Below are 16,038 nucleotides of genomic sequence, written 5' to 3'. Positions count from 1 at the left end.
TCCAAGCCAGAACAACCGAATACAAGCCAAGCGACACGATATGAAGATCCACATCAAGGGCGGACGCCTGATCGACCCGGCCGCGAACGTCGATGCACAGCAAGACCTCTACATTGCCGCCGGCAAGATCGTCGGCGTGGGCAGCGCGCCGGCGGACTTCCATGCCAACAAGACCATCGACGCGGCCGGGCTGATCGTCTGCCCCGGCCTGGTTGACCTCTCCGCGCGGCTGCGCGAGCCCGGCTACGAGTACAAGGCCACGCTCGAATCCGAAGTGGCGGCAGCCACCGCCGGCGGCGTGACCAGCCTGGTCTGCCCGCCCGACACCGACCCCGTGCTGGACGAGCCCGGCCTGGTCGAGATGCTCAAGTACCGCGCCCGCACGCTCAACCAGACGCACGTCTATCCGCTGGGCGCGCTCACGCTGGGCCTCAACGGCGAGACGCTGACCGAGATGTCGCAACTGACCGAGGCCGGCTGCATCGGCTTCTCGCAGGCCGAAGCGCCGATCCGCAACACCCAGGTGCTGCTGCGCGCGCTGCAGTATGCGCAGACCTTCGGTTTCACGGTCTGGCTGCGCCCGGAAGACCCGTACCTCGGTGGCGGCGTGGCCGCCAGCGGCGCCGTGGCTTCGCGCCTGGGCCTGTCCGGGATGTCGGTGATCGCCGAGACCGTGCGCCTGCATACCATTTTCGAGCTGATGCGCAGCTCCGGCGCGCGCGTGCACCTGTGCCGGCTGTCCTCGGCCGCCGGCATCGAGCTGGTACGCCAGGCCAAGCGCGAAGGCCTCAAGGTCACCTGCGACGTCAATATCCACCACGTGTCGTTGACCGATATGGACATCGGCTACTTCAACTCGCAGATGCGCTTCTCGCCGCCGCTGCGCAGCGCGCGCGATCGCGACGCCATCGTGGCGGGACTGGCCGATGGCACCATCGATGCCCTGTGCTCGGACCACACCCCCGTGGACGACGACGAAAAGCTGCTGCCCTTCGCCGAAGCCTCGCCCGGCGCCACCGGGCTGGAACTGCTGCTGCCGCTGACGCTGCGCTGGGCCGAGGAGCACAAGGTGCCGCTGGGCAAGGCGCTCGCCCGCATCACGGCGGAGCCCGCCCGCGTGCTGGGCCTGGCGGCTGGCACGCTGAGCACCGGCAGCGCGGCCGATATCTGCATCTTCCATCCCGAGCAGGAGTGGAAGGTGGAGCGGCGCGCGCTCAAGAGCCAGGGCAAGAACTCGCCGTGGCTCGGCTACGACATGCGTGGCCGCGTGCGCACCACGCTGGTCGGCGGCCACGTCGTCTACGAACTGCACTGAGCGCCATGCCGGGCCGAGGGAAGTCCGACAAGATGGTTCAGGCACCCACGCCAGCGAGGCAGGCATGATCTGGCTGCGCAAGACCGCCCTGATCCTCCACCTGCTGCGCGGCCTCGTGACCTGCGCGGTGCTATTCCCCTGGCTCGGCGTCGAGTCGCGGCAATGGCATATCCGGCGCTGGTCGCGCCGGCTGCTGTGGATCTGCGGGGTGACGCTCGAGGTGCAAGGGCTGCAGCCGGGCCAAGCCATGCCGCATGGCGCGATGGTGGTGTCCAACCATATTTCATGGCTGGATATCTATGTCATCAATAGCTGGCATCCCGTGCGCTTCGTCGCCAAATCCGAGATCCGCGACTGGCCGGTGATCGGCTGGCTATGCGGGCAGACCGGCACCATCTTTATCGAGCGCGCGCGCAAGCGGGACGCGCATCGCGTGCTGCATGCGATTACCGATGTGATGCTGCAGGGCGATTTGGTTTGTGTGTTTCCCGAGGGGACAACCACGGACGGTAGCAGCGTGCTGCCGTTTCATGCCAACCTGATGCAAGCGCCGATTTCCGGCGGGCTGCCGGTGCAGCCGGTCGGGCTGGCTTACCTGGACGCAGCGACGGGGCAGCCTGTGCTGGCGCCGGCTTACATCGGGGATTTGACGCTGCTGCAGTGCCTTGACGCTATTTTGCGGGCGCCGCCGATCACCGCCAGGCTATGCTTTGCGCCAGCCCTCACCGCCACCAGCGCCAGCCGGCGCGACCTGGCCGAGGCCGCTCGCGCGGTAGTGAGCCATCTGAGCCAGGGCGCGCAACAGCACGCAGTGGAGCTCGCGGTGCGCGTCAACGAAGGGCGCGCGAATGAACCGTCCTTCAGCACAGCCGGCGAGAGCGCCGATTCTCCCGCGCCGGCTGCCTGACCGGCTCAAGCTAGCGGATCGCAGTACTGCGGGCATTCCACCTGGATCAGCGCGCGCTCAGCCGGATCCGGCGTCAGGCGGGCAGCAGTGAGCTTGCCGCCCCAGACACACCCGGTATCCAGCGCCATCAGGTTGGGGCGCATCACCAGCCCGAGCGTGGACCAATGCCCGCACACCACCGTAGTGTCTTCGGTGCGCCGTCCGGGCACATCGAACCAGGGCATGAAGCCGGCCGGCATGCTGCCGGGGCCATCCTTGGTCTTGAGATCCATCACGCCGTCGGCGTTGCAAAAGCGCAGGCGGGTGAGGGCGTTGACCACGACACGATGGCGCGCGATGCCGCGCAAGGCGGGGTCCCAGCGGTCTGCAGCGTTGCCGAAGATGTCGGCCAGGAACGCCTTCCAGCCTGGGCCACGCAGTTCGCTCTCGACTTCCCCGCCAGCGTCATCACCTGCTCGGCGGTCCACTGCGGCAGCACGCCTGCATGCACGAGCAGGAAGCCGTTTTCGTGGATGGCCAGCGGCCGATGCCTTAGCCATGTGATCAATTCAGCGCAATCTGGGGCTTCCAGGATATCTGCCAGGGTGTCGTTGCGGCTGCCTTTACGCACGCGGGCGGCCACGGCCAGCAGGTGGATGTCGTGGTTGCCGAGTACGGACTCGGCGCGTTCGCCGAGCGCGCGGACGGTGCGCAGCGTGCGCGCGGAGGCGGGACCGCGGTTGACCAGGTCGCCTACGAAGCGGAGCTGGCTGTCGGCGGGCAGGTGTTGGAAGGCAAGTTCTTCGAGGGAGCCAGCACATCCCTGGAGATCGCCGATGGCATAATGATGATTATTGGTCACAAAAAACGTATGTGGACATTGAGATGGTGAAAGGGATTTCTATTCTTGGAAATGCACTTACATTGCAATGGGTAGCATTGGGACGTTACAACAGGCTACAAAAAGATGGGTCCGCAGCTTAAGACGATGGTCGCCGTCGGATAGAATACCGCCACTTCTGCAGATACTTAACACTGCGCCATCCAAATTGGACCAGGCGGAGGCTTGGCACTCGCCGGGTTCTCAAAAATATATTAGATAGGCAGGGAGCACTGGTTTTGTCCCACATACTTGTCACAGGTGGCGCCGGTTTCATCGGCGCCAATTTCGTTCTAGACTGGCTGCGCGAGGACGGCGCGGACGCGGTCGTCAACGTCGACAAGCTGACATACGCTGGTAATCTGGAATCTCTTGCTTCGTTAAAGTGTATTAAGAGGCATATTTTCTCGCAAACCGATATTTGTGATCGTGCTGCGCTGGATCGCCTTTTCGCCGAGTATCGGCCACGCGCGGTGGTCCATTTCGCGGCTGAGAGCCATGTCGATCGCTCGATCGAAGGGCCGAGTGGATTTATCCAGACCAATGTCGTTGGTACCTTCACTTTGCTTGAGGCTGCGCGGGCGTACTGGAACGGTCTGAATGGTTCTGAGCGCGACGTATTCCGCTTTCTGCATGTCTCCACGGATGAGGTATTTGGTTCACTGCAGCCGTGTGACCCAGCTTTCACGGAAAGCACGGCATACGCGCCAAACAGCCCGTATTCTGCATCCAAGGCCGCGGCTGCCCATCTGGTGCGTGCTTATTACCACACCTATGGCCTTCCGGTCCTCACGACCAACTGTTCAAACAACTACGGCCCCTATCATTTTCCAGAGAAGCTGATCCCGCTCGTTCTGTTGAAGGCGCTGGCCGGCGAGCCGCTGCCGGTGTATGGCGACGGCCTGAACGTGCGGGATTGGCTTTACGTTGGCGATCACTGCGCGGCCGTTCGCACTGTGCTGGCTAAGGGCCAAGTGGGGAAACCTATAACGTCGGTGGCAGTAATACCAGGACGAACCTCGACGTAGTACGCACGCTATGCGATCTGCTGGACGAGCTTCGACCGAAGGAGACGGGCTCGTACCGGCAGCAGATTACCTTTGTCGCCGACCGTCCCGGTCATGACCGACGCTATGCCGTCGATTCGCGAAAGCTCCAGGTGGAACTCGGTTGGACCTGCAAAGAGACCTTTGAGACAGGCTTGCGCAAGACAGTTCAGTGGTATCTGGAGAACCAGTCATGGGTTTCCAATGTGATGTCTGGTCTGTATCGAATGGGACGGGATGAACCTAATGCCGGATAAGGCACCTCGCATTCCCACCCTTCTTGTAACAGGAAGCAACGGCCAGGTCGGCTTCGAACTGCGGCGCTCCCTGAGCCCCCTTGGGCAGGTCGTGGCGCTTGACCGAGGCGCATGCGATCTGTCTCGCCCCGAGGAAATTCGTCGCGTCTTGCGGGAGCATCGCCCCGATGTGATCGTCAATGCCGCAGCTTATACTGGCATGGACAACGCCGAGACAGACATTGAGAACGCTTATGCGGTAAATGCCACTGCCGTGGGCATCCTTGCCGAGGAGGCGCGAGCGCTCGGTAGCCTGCTGGTGCATTATTCGACAGACTGTGTTTTCGACGGTTGCCAAACGTCGCCTTATGCGGAAACGGATGCGGTCAATCCCATTTCCGTCTACGGTAAGAGCAAGCTGGCAGGCGAACAGGCCATAGCCGAAGTAGCGCCCACGGCGCTGATACTTCGCACGTCCTGGGTGGCGGGTATCCATGGCAACAATTTTGCCAAAAGGATGCTACGGCTCGGCTCCACGCAAGCGGTGCTGCGGGTGGTTGGAGATCGGTTTGGTGCGCCCACCGGTGCCGCGCTCATTGCCGATGTAACGGCACAGATCGTCGCGCGCGCGTGGCTCCATGGCGACGGCAGTGCGTTCGCCACTGGCATCTATCACTTGGCCGCTGCTGGTGAAACCAGCTGGCATGGCTACGCCAGCGAAGTTTTGCGTTACGCCGCCGCGCATGGCGCAGCGCTCAAGACAAATCCGGATCGGATTGAGGAAATCGCTGCATGTGACTACCCGTTGCCCGCGCAGCGCCCGGCCAATGCGCGGCTGGATACGACCAAGATACGCCAGACCTTCGGCATTTATCTGCCGGATTGGCGCAAGGGCGTGCATCACTTGCTGGATCAGGTTCTTGCTTGAGCAAGCCATTGTGCGCAAAGCTATCTCTCTGGCTTTCGATCCAAGCGCGCCGAGTGTTCTCGCGAAGATCCGTGGCGAGCAACTGCGGAGCATGTTGCCGCTGGCAAAGGGGTAGGCCGGTCATGAATTTGAAGGCGACTCCGACCGCATTGCCGGAGGTTCTGATCCTCGAGCCAAAAGTCTTTGGGGACGAGCGTGGGTTCTTTTTTGAGAGCTTCAATGCGCGGAGTTTTGCGCTTGCTACCGGCTACTCCTGTACATTTGTTCAGGACAATCACAGTCGGTCCGTAAAAAATGTGCTGCGTGGATTGCATTACCAATTGGGTAGTCCACAGGGCAAACTGATTCGGGTTGTGTCGGGCGACGTTTTCGATGTGGCCGTGGATTTGCGCCGGCAATCACCTCGTTTCGGGCAATGGACGAGTATCCAGCTTTCAGGCGAAAGCCATCGGCAACTCTGGATACCTCCGGGGTTTGCGCATGGGTTTCTTGTGCTGTCGGACGAGGCGGAAGTTCTCTATAAAGTGTCCGAATATTGGAATCAGGCTGACGAGCGCACCATTGCCTGGAACGATCCGCAACTCGGCATTGCGTGGCCGCTCCAGGGAGCAGTGATCCAGTCGGACAAGGATAGGCGCGGCGTTTCCCTTGCCGAGGCGGAACTGTTCCCTTAGAACGCGCCCGGTCGATGAGCTTTTTGCCCTGGTTTGATTTCGGTAAAGAAGGTGGCGGTCCAATATGACGACTAAACCAAAACTCAATGATGCTGCTTAAGAAAATTTCCGAGATGTCGCGCCAGAAGAAAATTCTTCTGATGCTGGTGCTCGACTTCTTCCTGCTGCCGCTTTCCCTCTGGTCGGCAGTCGGTTTGCGGACGGATCATTGGGCTGTCAGTTCGCAGTATCCGATCAGCCTGTATTTCGTCACGTCCTTCGTGGCCATCCCGGTTTTTATCAAACTGGGCTTGTACCGCTCGGTGGTAAGGTACATGGAGGACCGGGCCATCCTGACCATTGTTGTCGCGGTCACCATTTCGATCGGGATGTTTGGTTCGCTGATCTTCTTCCTGGGCCTGTCCAATGTCCCGCGCGGTGCGCTCCTGATCTACTGGCTCCTGGCCATCGTCTATATCGTGTGCAGCAGGTTCTTTGTGCGGGCGGCGTTCAGGATGTTGCCTTCCTTTGGCCGCCACAGCCAGAAGGTCATAATATATGGTGCCGGCGATGCCGGGCGGCAGCTTGCCGTTGCCTTGGGTGTGGGCTCGGACTACGAGCCAATGGCATTCGTGGATGACGACATAAAGAAGCGCGGGCTCAGCATCGCGGGCATCAAGGTCCACGGAGCCGATGAGCTGCCCGAACTGGTAAGGCGCCTTGCGATCCATCAGGTACTGATCGCAATTCCTTCCGCTTCCCGTAGCCGTCGCATCGAAATCGTGAATGCGCTCGAGCCACTGGCTGTTGAGGTGCGGCCGTGCCCGGCATGGCGGAGATGGTTTCCGGCGAGGTGCGCCTGGATGACGTGCGCGAGGTGGAGATCGATGAGCTGCTAGGGCGCGACGTGGTTGCCCCGAACATGAAGCTGTTGATGGAGAACATTGCGGGCAAGAGCGTCATGGTCACGGGTGCCGGTGGATCCATCGGCTCCGAGCTTTGCCGGCAAATCATCAAGAACAAGCCCGCGCGCCTTGTCTTGTATGAGCAGTCCGAATTTGCCTTGTACGCGCTTGAGTACGAACTGCAGCAGACCGTCGCAGAGAAGGAACTCCCAATAGAACTGATTCCTGTACTCGGCTCGGTGCAGAACGGCGAGCGGGTCTTCGGCATCATGTCGCGCTATGGGGTGCAGACCATCTACCATGCGGCCGCCTACAAGCACGTGCCCATTGTCGAATTCAATATGACCGAGGGCATATTGAACAACACGGTCGGTACCCGGATCACCGCGGAGGCAGCGATCCGTGCCAACGTCGAGGCGTTCGTGTTGATCTCCACCGACAAGGCCGTTCGCCCGACCAATGTGATGGGGGCGAGCAAGCGGATGGCGGAATTGTGCCTCCAGGCGTTCGCCCAGGATCCGAACGTGCGGACCCGGTTCAGCATCGTCCGCTTTGGCAACGTGCTCGGATCGAGCGGCTCGGTGGTGCCTCTGTTCAGGACGCAGATCGCCGCAGGGGGGCCCGTGACGGTGACCCACCCGGATATCATTAGGTATTTCATGACCATTCCCGAGGCCGCTCAACTCGTCATCCAGGCGGGTGCAATGGGCGGCGATGGCGAAGTGTTCGTGCTCGACATGGGGCAGCCGGTCAAGATTGTCGACTTGGCACGGCGCATGATCCACCTGAGCGGATTTCAGGTAAAAGACGAGGCGAATCCGGACGGTGACATCGAAATCCAGTTCACCGGCCTGCGCCCCGGGGAAAAGCTGTACGAGGAGTTGTTGATCGGAGATACCGTGAGCGGCACCGGGCACCCGCGCATCATGAAAGCAGATGAATCCTTCCTGAGTCGCGAACAGCTCGATGAGAAGATGAGGTGCCTGATTGATGCTTCTGACTCCAATGACTGCGAAGCCATCCGGACGATTCTTCTCGAATGCGTTTCAGGATTTCGCCCGGACCGCGACATCAAGGACCATTTGCATGAAGAGCCGGCGCCGCGTATCCGTCTTTTGCGCTGAGTACGCATCAATGTTCCCATCGAAAACATCTCGGGATGGTCTGCGGCGGAACTGGCGCGAACCAGGAGCGTCGTTCGCGGTACCTGCCAGTCAGCCCGCCGCAGCGGCTCAAGCCCATGAAAATATGGCAAAATGCAGGTGGTTTGTATCCCGGGCCAGTAGGCGGGAAAGTGGTGGATGCGCAACTCAATTTTGCGCTCCGGCGCGGCCGCTCTCCCGGAGTGCCGATCTTGATCTTGCGGCGCCCAGGCAGCAATGGATTCGCTCCGATGGAGTGGTCTCGGTCAGACGGTGTCGGCTAGGGGATTCAAGCTGTACAAGGGTTGCCCGCCAGATCCCGCAGGCAGGGCGGGCGCACGGTAGTCTCTTTCCTCCCCATCTTCCCTATCCGGCGTGCAGTTCGCATGTGCGTCCGGTGTAAGCATTCCGATCGAGTCATGAGGCGTCAATACCCGATTGAGCATCGGAAGGTGTCTGTATTTTGCGATGAGAAGTTTTGTGCCGCTACCGACTATTTCGGGGACGTGTGGTTATGGCGACGGAGTCAGGTGTGCTCCCCAACAATCGCTTGAATATGCAAATATTGGCTTGAGAAATGAGAATTACTATTATCGGTACCGGCTATGTCGGTCTTGTGACGGGCACTTGCCTTGCTGAGTTGGGCAACAACGTCTTTTGCGTTGATGTTGATGCAAAGAAAATCGATTTGCTGAACAACGGCGGCGTGCCTATCTATGAGCCCGGCCTCAAGGCGCTGATTGATCGAAATCGGGCCGCGGGCCGGCTGAAGTTTTCGACCGATATTGCCGCCAGCGTTGCGCACGGCGATATCCAGTTTATCGCCGTCGGCACGCCGCCGGACGAAGACGGCTCGGCCGACCTGAAGTACGTGATCGAGGCCGCCCGGAACATCGGTCGTCACATGGACTCGTTCAAGGTGATCGTCGACAAGTCCACCGTTCCCGTCGGCACTGCGGATAAGGTGAAAGCGGCGGTGGCGGATGAACTGAGCAAGCGTGGCTCCGCCCATCTTGAATGCGCAGTGGTCTCCAATCCGGAGTTCCTCAAGGAGGGCGCCGCGGTTGAAGACTTCATGCGTCCCGACCGGATCGTAGTTGGTGTCTCATCGGACGAAGCCGGCGAAAAGGCAAAGGCGATGATGCGGACTCTGTATGCGCCGTTCAACCGCAACCATGAGCGCATGTACTTCATGGATGTGCGCTCGGCGGAGTTCACGAAGTATGCCGCCAACGCCATGCTTGCCACGCGCATCAGCTTCATGAACGAGCTGGCGAACCTTGCCGATAGGGTAGGTGCCGATATCGAGCTGGTGCGCCAGGGAATCGGCTCCGATCCGCGGATTGGCTATAGCTTCCTTTATGCGGGGATCGGATACGGCGGCTCCTGTTTTCCAAAGGACGTGCAGGCGCTGGCGAAGACCGCGGCACAATACGGCCAGTCGACATACGTGTTGGACGCAGTCGAGAAGGTCAACCAGGCGCAAAAGCGCGTTCTGGTAGACAAGGTTCTCGCTCGCTTCGGCAACGACCTTGCCGGCAAGCGTTTTGCTGTCTGGGGGCTGGCATTCAAGCCGGAAACCGACGACATGCGCGAAGCGCCGAGCCGCGTCATCATCCAGGAGCTTCTGGCGCGCGGTGCGATCGTGCGTGCGCACGATCCCGTTGCAATGGATGAGGCCCGCCGCGTGCTGACGCAAGACCTGGCCGACAAGCAAGGCGCCCTGGCGCATCTGCATTTTGTCGATCAGCCGGAAGGGGCGCTGGCGGACGTGGATGCGTTGGTCATTGTGACGGAGTGGAAGGCTTTCCGGAGCCCCGACTTTGAAGCGATGCGCCGTGAGATGAAGACCCCGCTCATTTTTGACGGTCGTAACCTTTTTGATCCGTCGGCGATGAAGAAACAAGGCTTCGAGTATTTCGGTATCGGCCGCTCATAGAACATTGAACATGCGAAATTACAATTCCCGCCAGCGTATTCTGGTGACCGGCGGCGCCGGCTTTCTCGGCTCGCATCTGTGCGATCGCCTCATCGAGCAGGGCAATGAAGTGCTGTGCGTCGATAATCTCTTCACGGGCGCCAAGCAGAATATCGAACATCTGCTCAGCCATCCTCGTTTCGAGTTCATTCGCCACGACGTAACCTTCCCGCTGTTCGTGGAAGTCGACCAGATCTACAACCTGGCCTGCCCGGCGTCGCCCGTTCACTATCAGCACGATCCGGTGCAGACCACGAAGACGTCGGTGCACGGCGCCATCAACATGCTTGGCCTGGCCAAGCGGGTCGGCGCCAAGATCTTCCAGGCCTCGACCAGCGAGGTCTATGGCGATCCGGTTGTGCACCCGCAGCCCGAGGCCTATTGGGGCAACGTGAATCCCATCGGCATCCGCTCGTGCTACGACGAAGGCAAGCGCTGCGCGGAAACCCTGTTCTTCGACTATCACCGCCAGCACGGACTGGAGATCAAGGTTGCCCGGATCTTCAATACCTATGGTCCGAGGATGCACCAGAACGACGGCCGCGTGGTGTCGAACTTCATCATGCAGGCGTTGCGCGGTGAGCCGATCACCGTGTTCGGGGAAGGCAAGCAGACGCGCTCGTTCTGCTTCGTCGACGACCTGATCGAGGGCATGGTCGCGCTGATGAACACCCCCAAGGGTTTTACCGGCCCGATGAACCTGGGCAACCCGCACGAGATGACGATGCTCGAGCTGGCTACCCATGTCATTGAGCTGACTGGCTCCCGCTCCACCATCGAGTTCAAGCCTTTGCCGGCCGACGATCCCGCGCAACGCCAACCCGACACCCGTCTGGCCGAAGAGATGATCGGCTGGAATCCGTCGGTTCATTTCCGCGACGGCCTGAGCAAGACGGTCGATTACTTCAAGCGCTTTGTATAAGCAGCTCCGCTCATATTTCAGAAGAGATTCGCAATGTTCAACAACAAGTCTATTTTGATCACGGGCGGTACGGGCTCGTTTGGCAAGAAGTACGCACGAACGATTCTTGCCCGTTACAAGCCGAAACGTCTTGTGATCTACTCGCGCGACGAACTCAAGCAGTTCGAAATGCAGCAGGACATCGATGCGCCGCCCATGCGCTATTTCATCGGCGACGTTCGCGATGGCGACCGCCTGTCCCAGGCCATGCGTGGCATTGACTATGTCATCCACGCTGCCGCGCTCAAGCAAGTTCCCGCAGCGGAGTACAACCCGCTGGAGTGCATCAAGACCAATATTCATGGCGCCGAGAACGTCATCAATGCGGCGATCGCCAACAATGTCCACAAGGTGATCGCGCTGTCGACCGACAAGGCCGCCAATCCGATCAACCTCTACGGCGCGACCAAGCTGGCGTCCGACAAGTTGTTTGTCGCGGCCAACAACATGGTGGGCGCCAACCAGACTTCGTTCGCCGTGGTTCGCTACGGGAACGTGGTCGGTTCCCGTGGCTCGGTTGTGCCGTTCTTCGAGCAGTTGCTGGCGAAGGGCGAGAAGGAACTGCCGATCACGCACGCCGAAATGACTCGCTTCTGGATCAGCCTGCAAGACGGGGTTGATTTCGTGCTGAAGAACTTCGAGCGCATGCACGGAGGGAAATCTTCGTGCCCAAGATCCCGTCGATCCGCATCACGGATCTGGCCGAGGCAGTCGCGCCTGGTGTAGCGACCCGCGTGATCGGCATTCGCCCGGGCGAGAAGCTCCACGAGATCATGTGCCCGTCCGACGATTCCCATCTCACGCTGGAATTCTCGGACCACTATGTCTTGCGTCCGACGATCAAGTTCCACCACTCGGATATCGACTACACGGTCAATGCGATCGGGGAGCGGGGCGAACAGGTCAGTCAGGGCTTTGAATATAACTCTGGCAACAATCCCCATTTCCTGAGCCCGCAGGACATCCGCGAGTTCAACGCCAAGGCGATGGCATGATTCCATACGGCCGGCAAGATATTTCGGCGGAAGATATCCAGGCGGTAGTGGCGGTCCTGGAGTCCGACTTCCTGACGCAGGGGCCGGCCGTGCCGGCGTTCGAATCGGCGATAGCGACCTATGTCGGTGCCGAGCACGCGGTTGCGGTGAATAGCGCGACATCCGCGCTTCACATCGCGTGCATGGCGCTTGGCGTGGGACCGGGGGACACCGTTTGGACCACCCCGAATACCTTTGTCGCGTCGGCCAATTGCGCGCGCTACTGCGGTGCCGATGTCGGTTTCGTCGACATCGACAAGCGCACCTACAACATGTGCGCCGTTGCATTGGAAAGCAAGCTCAAGCTCGCAGCCCAGCGCAACGCCTTGCCCAAGGTTGTCATCCCGGTAGCTTTCGCCGGACAGTCATGCGATATGCGGGCAATCCGCGCGCTGGGCGACGTATACGGCTTTGCCATCATCGAGGATGCCTCGCATGCCATCGGTGGCCGCTATCTTGGCAAACCGATCGGATGCGGCGACTTTGCTGATATCACTGTCTTCAGCTTCCATCCCGTCAAGGTCATCACGACTGCCGAAGGGGGCATGTGTATCACGCGCCGGAGCGATCTGGCGCAGGCCATGCAAAAGGCTCGCTCGCACGGTATCACGCGCGACCAAGCCGAGATGACGGACCCCGCGGACGGCGCCTGGTATTACCAGCAGGTCGCGCTTGGCTACAACTACCGCATGACCGATATGCAGGCGGCTCTCGGCGTCAGCCAGATGACACGCCTGGATGCATTCGTAGCGCGGCGTCACCAGTTGGCTCGCCGCTACGATGAACTTCTGGAAGGTGCCGCGCTTACCGTGCCTTTCCAGCATCCCGATGGCTTGTCAGGCCTGCACCTGTACCCGGTCGTGCTGAGTGACACCACGCGCCGCAAGGCGGTGTTCGACGCCATGCGTGCTGCCGGCATCCACGTCAACGTGCACTACATTCCGGTGCATACGCAGCCGTACTATCGCGCTCTTGGGTTCCAGCCGGGCGCATTCCCGAATGCGGAGGCTTACTACGCAGGGGCGATCAGCCTGCCCATGTATCCGGGCCTGTCCGATCAGCAGCAGGAATTCGTGACCTCCACGCTGCGCGGGATACTTGCATGAAGCTGGCACTGGGAACGGTGCAGTTTGGTCTGCCCTATGGCATCACCAACACTGCAGGCCAGGTCGCCGAGGACGAGGTGATGCGTATCCTGCACCGGGCGCGCGAGCTTGGGCTGAAGGTGCTGGACACCGCGGCTGCATACGGCGAGAGCGAGCGCGTACTGGGCCGCCGCGGCCGCGAGGCGCACGCTTTCCAGCTCTATACCAAGACCCTGCCGGCCGGCCAGGCGGGCGTGGACGCCGCAGCCATCCGGCGCGTGGTGCAGGGCGTACACGGGTCCCTGAGCAATCTGGGCGTCGAACGCCTGGACGGCCTGTTAGTGCATCATGCCTGCGACCTGCTTGGCGAAGGCGGACAGGACTTGTATGCCGCGCTGCTGGAACTGAAAGCCGAAGGGGTGATCGAGCGGCTCGGCGTATCGGTCTATAGCGTCGCCGAGGCTCGCGAGGCGACGAAGCGTTACCACATCGATGCCATGCAGTTGCCGCTCAACGTCCTCGATCAGTCCTTTGCTAGCAGCGGGGAACTCACCAGACTGAAGCAGGCGGGCGTGGAGATCCATACCCGCTCGGTCTTCCTGCAGGGCGTGCTGCTCGCCGATGAGTTGCCAGCCTTCCTGCACACCCTCGCGCCGGGCTTTGCCCGTTTCAAGGCGGTTTGCGCGCAGGCAGGCATGAGCCAGCTCGAAGGCAGCCTGGCCTTCCTGCGGCAACAAGGCGTGATCGACCACGTTGTGGTCGGGGTGCTCGACGTGGGGCAACTTGAGCAGATCGCAACCGCCTGGCACCGCAGTGCCGCGCACATCGCTTTCGATTTCACCGCCTGCAATATGGAATCGTTGCCGGCAATCACGCCATCCAATTGGCCCGCGTTGCAGAAGGAGTTCCGATGACCGTGATGGCATTGCTACAAGCCCGTTCAAGTTCGACCCGCCTGCCAGGCAAGGTGTTGAAGCCCTTGCTCGGCGAGCCGATGATCCTGCGCCAGATAGAGCGTTTGCGGCGCGCCCGCAACATCGATCGGCTGATGGTGGTGACCAGCGACAGCCCCTCGGATGACGAACTCGCGGCACGCTGTGTCGAGGCAGGCGTGGAGGTGTTCCGCGGTAGTCTCGACGATGTGCTGGACCGCTTCTATTCGGCGGTGAAGGATATCCGGCCGCAGCACGTGGTCCGGCTGACCGCCGACTGCCCGCTGGCCGACCCTGAAGTCATTGACGCCGTGATCGATTTCTATCGCGACGGTGACTACGACTACGCCAGCAACGTGCTGGAGCCTACCTATCCGGATGGCCTGGATGCCGAAGTGTTCCGGTTCAGCGTGCTGGAGACGATCTGGCAGGAGGCCAGCCTTGCGTCCCAGCGCGAACATGTGACGTCATTCATTTATCAGCACCCAGAGCGCTTCAAGCTGGGTTGCCTCAAGCGCGATAGCGATCTCTCCGCGCTGCGCTGGACGGTCGATGAGCCGTCCGACCTTGAGTTTGTCTCGGCCGTGTATGCGGCCCTGTTTCGCGATAATCCTGAATTCCTGATGGCCGACGTGCTGCGTCTGCTGGCGCAGCAGCCAGAACTGATCGAGATCAACGCCGGCCAACTCCGGAATGCAGGCTATGTGAAATCTCTTGTGCAAGACGAACTATTACCTCGAAGGGTGTGAACATCATGTCGCAACGATATCAACAGTCTGAAGCCCTGCTTGAACGCGCCCTGCGCACCATCCCGCTTGGTTCGCAAACATTCAGCAAGAGCCGTACGCAGTACCCGTTCGGCGTGTCGCCGTACTTCATCGAGCGCGGCCGCGGCAGTCACGTGTGGGACGTCGACGGCAACGAGTACCTCGACATGATCGGCGCTCTCGCTGCGCTGACGCTTGGATATTGTGACCCCGACGTGGATGCCGCGGTCAAGGCCCAGCTTGAGGACGGCATCATCTTCTCGCTGCCGCACCGGCTCGAAATGGAAGTGGCAGAGCAGTTGGTGTCGATGGTGCCTTGCGCCGAAAAGGTCCGATTCGGCAAGAACGGCTCCGATGCGACCGCCGGTGCCGTGCGGGTGGCCCGCGCTTTCACCGGCCGCGATCACGTCGCGGTCTGCGGTTATCACGGCTGGCAGGACTGGTACATCGGCACCACCGCGCGCAACCGCGGCGTGCCGCAGGCCACGCGCGATCTGTCGCACGCCTGGGCTTACAACGACATCGACAGTCTCGATGCCATTTTCAGGGCGTACCCCGACCAGGTCGCCGCGGTGATCCTCGAGCCGATGAACGTGGTCGAGCCGGCTCCGGGCTTCCTGCAGGCGGTCAAGGACCTGGCGCATAAGCACGGCGCACTGCTGGTGTTTGATGAAACCATCACCGGCTTCCGCTACGCCAATGGCGGCGCCCAGCAGCTGTTTGGCGTCACCCCGGACCTGGCTACCTTCGGCAAGGGCCTGGCCAACGGCTATCCGGTTTCGGCGGTCGCGGGCCGGGCCGATGTCATGCAACTGATGGAGGAGATCTTCTTTTCCTTCACCTTTGGCGGTGAAACGCTATCGCTGGCAGCGGCGCTCGCCACCATGAAGAAGCTGGAACGCGAACCAGTTACCGCCACCCTGGCTCGCCAGGGGCAAGTGGTGATTGACGGCCTGCGCGAGCGCATTGCGGCGCTGGGCGCGGACGACTTCCTTTCCGTGTCGGGCCATCCGAGCTGGAGCTTCCTGCTGATCAAGGACACGGCGCGCTATCCCATGTGGCATCTGAAGACGCTGTTCATGCAGGAAATGCTGGCGCAGGGCGTCCTGACTTTTGGTACCCACAACATGGGGTACAGCCATTCGGATGCCGATATTAGCCGGCTGTTCGCGGCCTACGACCACACCCTGCCGATGATGGTTCAGGCAGTACGCGACGGCGGCCTCGAGCAAATGCTGAAGTGCGCTCCGCTTGAACCCTTGTTCAAGGTACGCTGAACGTCATGAAGGT

At 61.0% G+C, this 16,038-nt stretch carries 12 protein-coding genes and 3 pseudogenes; 14 read left to right on the top strand and 1 reads right to left on the bottom strand.

Features of this window, described 5'->3' with window-relative positions:
• Positions 1 to 40: 40 nt before the first annotated feature.
• Complete coding sequence (locus tag OMK73_RS22975; protein ID WP_267604068.1) at positions 41 to 1,315, top strand: dihydroorotase; 1,275 nt, start codon at positions 41 to 43, stop codon at positions 1,313 to 1,315.
• Positions 1,316 to 1,379: 64 nt separating this feature from the next.
• Entirely contained in the window at positions 1,380 to 2,222 is an 843-nt protein-coding gene (locus OMK73_RS22970) for a lysophospholipid acyltransferase family protein (protein WP_267604067.1), read from the top strand.
• Between the two features lie 5 nt (positions 2,223 to 2,227).
• On the opposite strand, the pseudogene OMK73_RS22965 reads toward OMK73_RS22970, so the two are convergent.
• Positions 2,228 to 3,063 (bottom strand): annotated as a pseudogene (locus tag OMK73_RS22965) (symmetrical bis(5'-nucleosyl)-tetraphosphatase).
• Positions 3,064 to 3,320: 257 nt separating this feature from the next.
• Here OMK73_RS22965 and rfbB point away from each other — a divergent pair.
• The 12 genes and pseudogenes from rfbB to OMK73_RS22905 all read left to right on the top strand — a co-directional run bounded on the left by rfbB (position 3,321) and on the right by OMK73_RS22905 (position 16,025).
• Positions 3,321 to 4,384 (top strand): annotated as a pseudogene (rfbB, locus tag OMK73_RS22960) (dTDP-glucose 4,6-dehydratase).
• On the top strand, positions 4,374 to 5,291 hold the full coding sequence (rfbD, locus tag OMK73_RS22955) for a dTDP-4-dehydrorhamnose reductase (RefSeq protein WP_267606480.1): 918 nt from the start codon (positions 4,374 to 4,376) through the stop codon (positions 5,289 to 5,291). The pseudogene rfbB and the gene rfbD overlap by 11 nt, the downstream one beginning before the upstream one ends.
• Positions 5,292 to 5,413: 122 nt before the next feature.
• Positions 5,414 to 5,965, top strand: a complete 552-nt coding sequence (gene rfbC / locus OMK73_RS22950; protein WP_267604066.1) for a dTDP-4-dehydrorhamnose 3,5-epimerase — start codon at positions 5,414 to 5,416, stop codon at positions 5,963 to 5,965.
• A gap of 86 nt (positions 5,966 to 6,051) precedes the next feature.
• On the top strand, positions 6,052 to 6,843 hold the full coding sequence (locus OMK73_RS22945; RefSeq protein ID WP_267604065.1) for a nucleoside-diphosphate sugar epimerase/dehydratase: 792 nt from the start codon (positions 6,052 to 6,054) through the stop codon (positions 6,841 to 6,843).
• A complete protein-coding gene (locus tag OMK73_RS22940; protein ID WP_267606479.1) occupies positions 6,774 to 7,973 on the top strand; it encodes a UDP-N-acetylglucosamine 4,6-dehydratase family protein in 1,200 nt (399 codons plus the stop codon). The genes OMK73_RS22945 and OMK73_RS22940 overlap by 70 nt, the downstream gene beginning before the upstream one ends.
• Positions 7,974 to 8,568: 595 nt before the next feature.
• Entirely contained in the window at positions 8,569 to 9,930 is a 1,362-nt protein-coding gene (locus OMK73_RS22935) for a UDP-glucose dehydrogenase family protein (RefSeq protein WP_267604064.1), read from the top strand.
• Positions 9,931 to 9,940: 10 nt separating this feature from the next.
• Positions 9,941 to 10,891, top strand: a complete 951-nt coding sequence (locus OMK73_RS22930; protein ID WP_267604063.1) for a UDP-glucuronic acid decarboxylase family protein — start codon at positions 9,941 to 9,943, stop codon at positions 10,889 to 10,891.
• Positions 10,892 to 10,924: 33 nt separating this feature from the next.
• Positions 10,925 to 11,925: pseudogene (gene pseB, locus OMK73_RS22925) on the top strand (UDP-N-acetylglucosamine 4,6-dehydratase (inverting)).
• A complete protein-coding gene (gene pseC, locus OMK73_RS22920) occupies positions 11,922 to 13,070 on the top strand; it encodes a UDP-4-amino-4,6-dideoxy-N-acetyl-beta-L-altrosamine transaminase (protein ID WP_267604062.1) in 1,149 nt (382 codons plus the stop codon). Before pseB ends, pseC begins: the two are co-directional and overlap by 4 nt.
• Positions 13,067 to 13,963 (top strand): aldo/keto reductase, encoded by an 897-nt coding sequence (locus OMK73_RS22915; protein WP_267604061.1) that lies wholly within the window; start codon positions 13,067 to 13,069, stop codon positions 13,961 to 13,963. Before pseC ends, OMK73_RS22915 begins: the two co-directional genes overlap by 4 nt.
• On the top strand, positions 13,960 to 14,730 hold the full coding sequence (locus OMK73_RS22910; RefSeq protein WP_267604060.1) for a glycosyltransferase family protein: 771 nt from the start codon (positions 13,960 to 13,962) through the stop codon (positions 14,728 to 14,730). The genes OMK73_RS22915 and OMK73_RS22910 overlap by 4 nt, the downstream gene beginning before the upstream one ends.
• A 5-nt stretch (positions 14,731 to 14,735) precedes the next feature.
• Positions 14,736 to 16,025 (top strand): aminotransferase class III-fold pyridoxal phosphate-dependent enzyme, encoded by a 1,290-nt coding sequence (locus OMK73_RS22905; protein ID WP_267604059.1) that lies wholly within the window; start codon positions 14,736 to 14,738, stop codon positions 16,023 to 16,025.
• Positions 16,026 to 16,038: the final 13 nt, after the last annotated feature.

The organism is Cupriavidus sp. D39 (assembly GCF_026627925.1).
Taxonomy (GTDB): domain Bacteria; phylum Pseudomonadota; class Gammaproteobacteria; order Burkholderiales; family Burkholderiaceae; genus Cupriavidus; species Cupriavidus ulmosensis.
The sequence above is the reverse complement of the archived record's forward strand: the minus strand, read 5'-3'. Positions and strand labels throughout refer to the sequence as shown.

Bases quoted from the DNA above. Each gene is read 5' to 3' on its own strand.
- OMK73_RS22930 (WP_267604063.1), top strand. From the start codon at position 9,941: ATGCGAAATTACAATTCCCGCCAGCGTATTCTGGTGACCGGCGGCGCC.
- OMK73_RS22970 (WP_267604067.1), top strand. From the start codon at position 1,380: ATGATCTGGCTGCGCAAGACCGCCCTGATCCTCCACCTGCTGCGCGGC.
- rfbC (WP_267604066.1), top strand. From the start codon at position 5,414: ATGAATTTGAAGGCGACTCCGACCGCATTGCCGGAGGTTCTGATCCTC.
- OMK73_RS22945 (WP_267604065.1), top strand. From the start codon at position 6,052: ATGATGCTGCTTAAGAAAATTTCCGAGATGTCGCGCCAGAAGAAAATT.
- pseC (WP_267604062.1), top strand. From the start codon at position 11,922: ATGATTCCATACGGCCGGCAAGATATTTCGGCGGAAGATATCCAGGCG.
- OMK73_RS22915 (WP_267604061.1), top strand. From the start codon at position 13,067: ATGAAGCTGGCACTGGGAACGGTGCAGTTTGGTCTGCCCTATGGCATC.
- OMK73_RS22975 (WP_267604068.1), top strand. From the start codon at position 41: ATGAAGATCCACATCAAGGGCGGACGCCTGATCGACCCGGCCGCGAAC.
- OMK73_RS22905 (WP_267604059.1), top strand. From the start codon at position 14,736: ATGTCGCAACGATATCAACAGTCTGAAGCCCTGCTTGAACGCGCCCTG.
- OMK73_RS22935 (WP_267604064.1), top strand. From the start codon at position 8,569: ATGAGAATTACTATTATCGGTACCGGCTATGTCGGTCTTGTGACGGGC.
- rfbD (WP_267606480.1), top strand. From the start codon at position 4,374: ATGCCGGATAAGGCACCTCGCATTCCCACCCTTCTTGTAACAGGAAGC.
- OMK73_RS22910 (WP_267604060.1), top strand. From the start codon at position 13,960: ATGACCGTGATGGCATTGCTACAAGCCCGTTCAAGTTCGACCCGCCTG.
- OMK73_RS22940 (WP_267606479.1), top strand. From the start codon at position 6,774: ATGGCGGAGATGGTTTCCGGCGAGGTGCGCCTGGATGACGTGCGCGAG.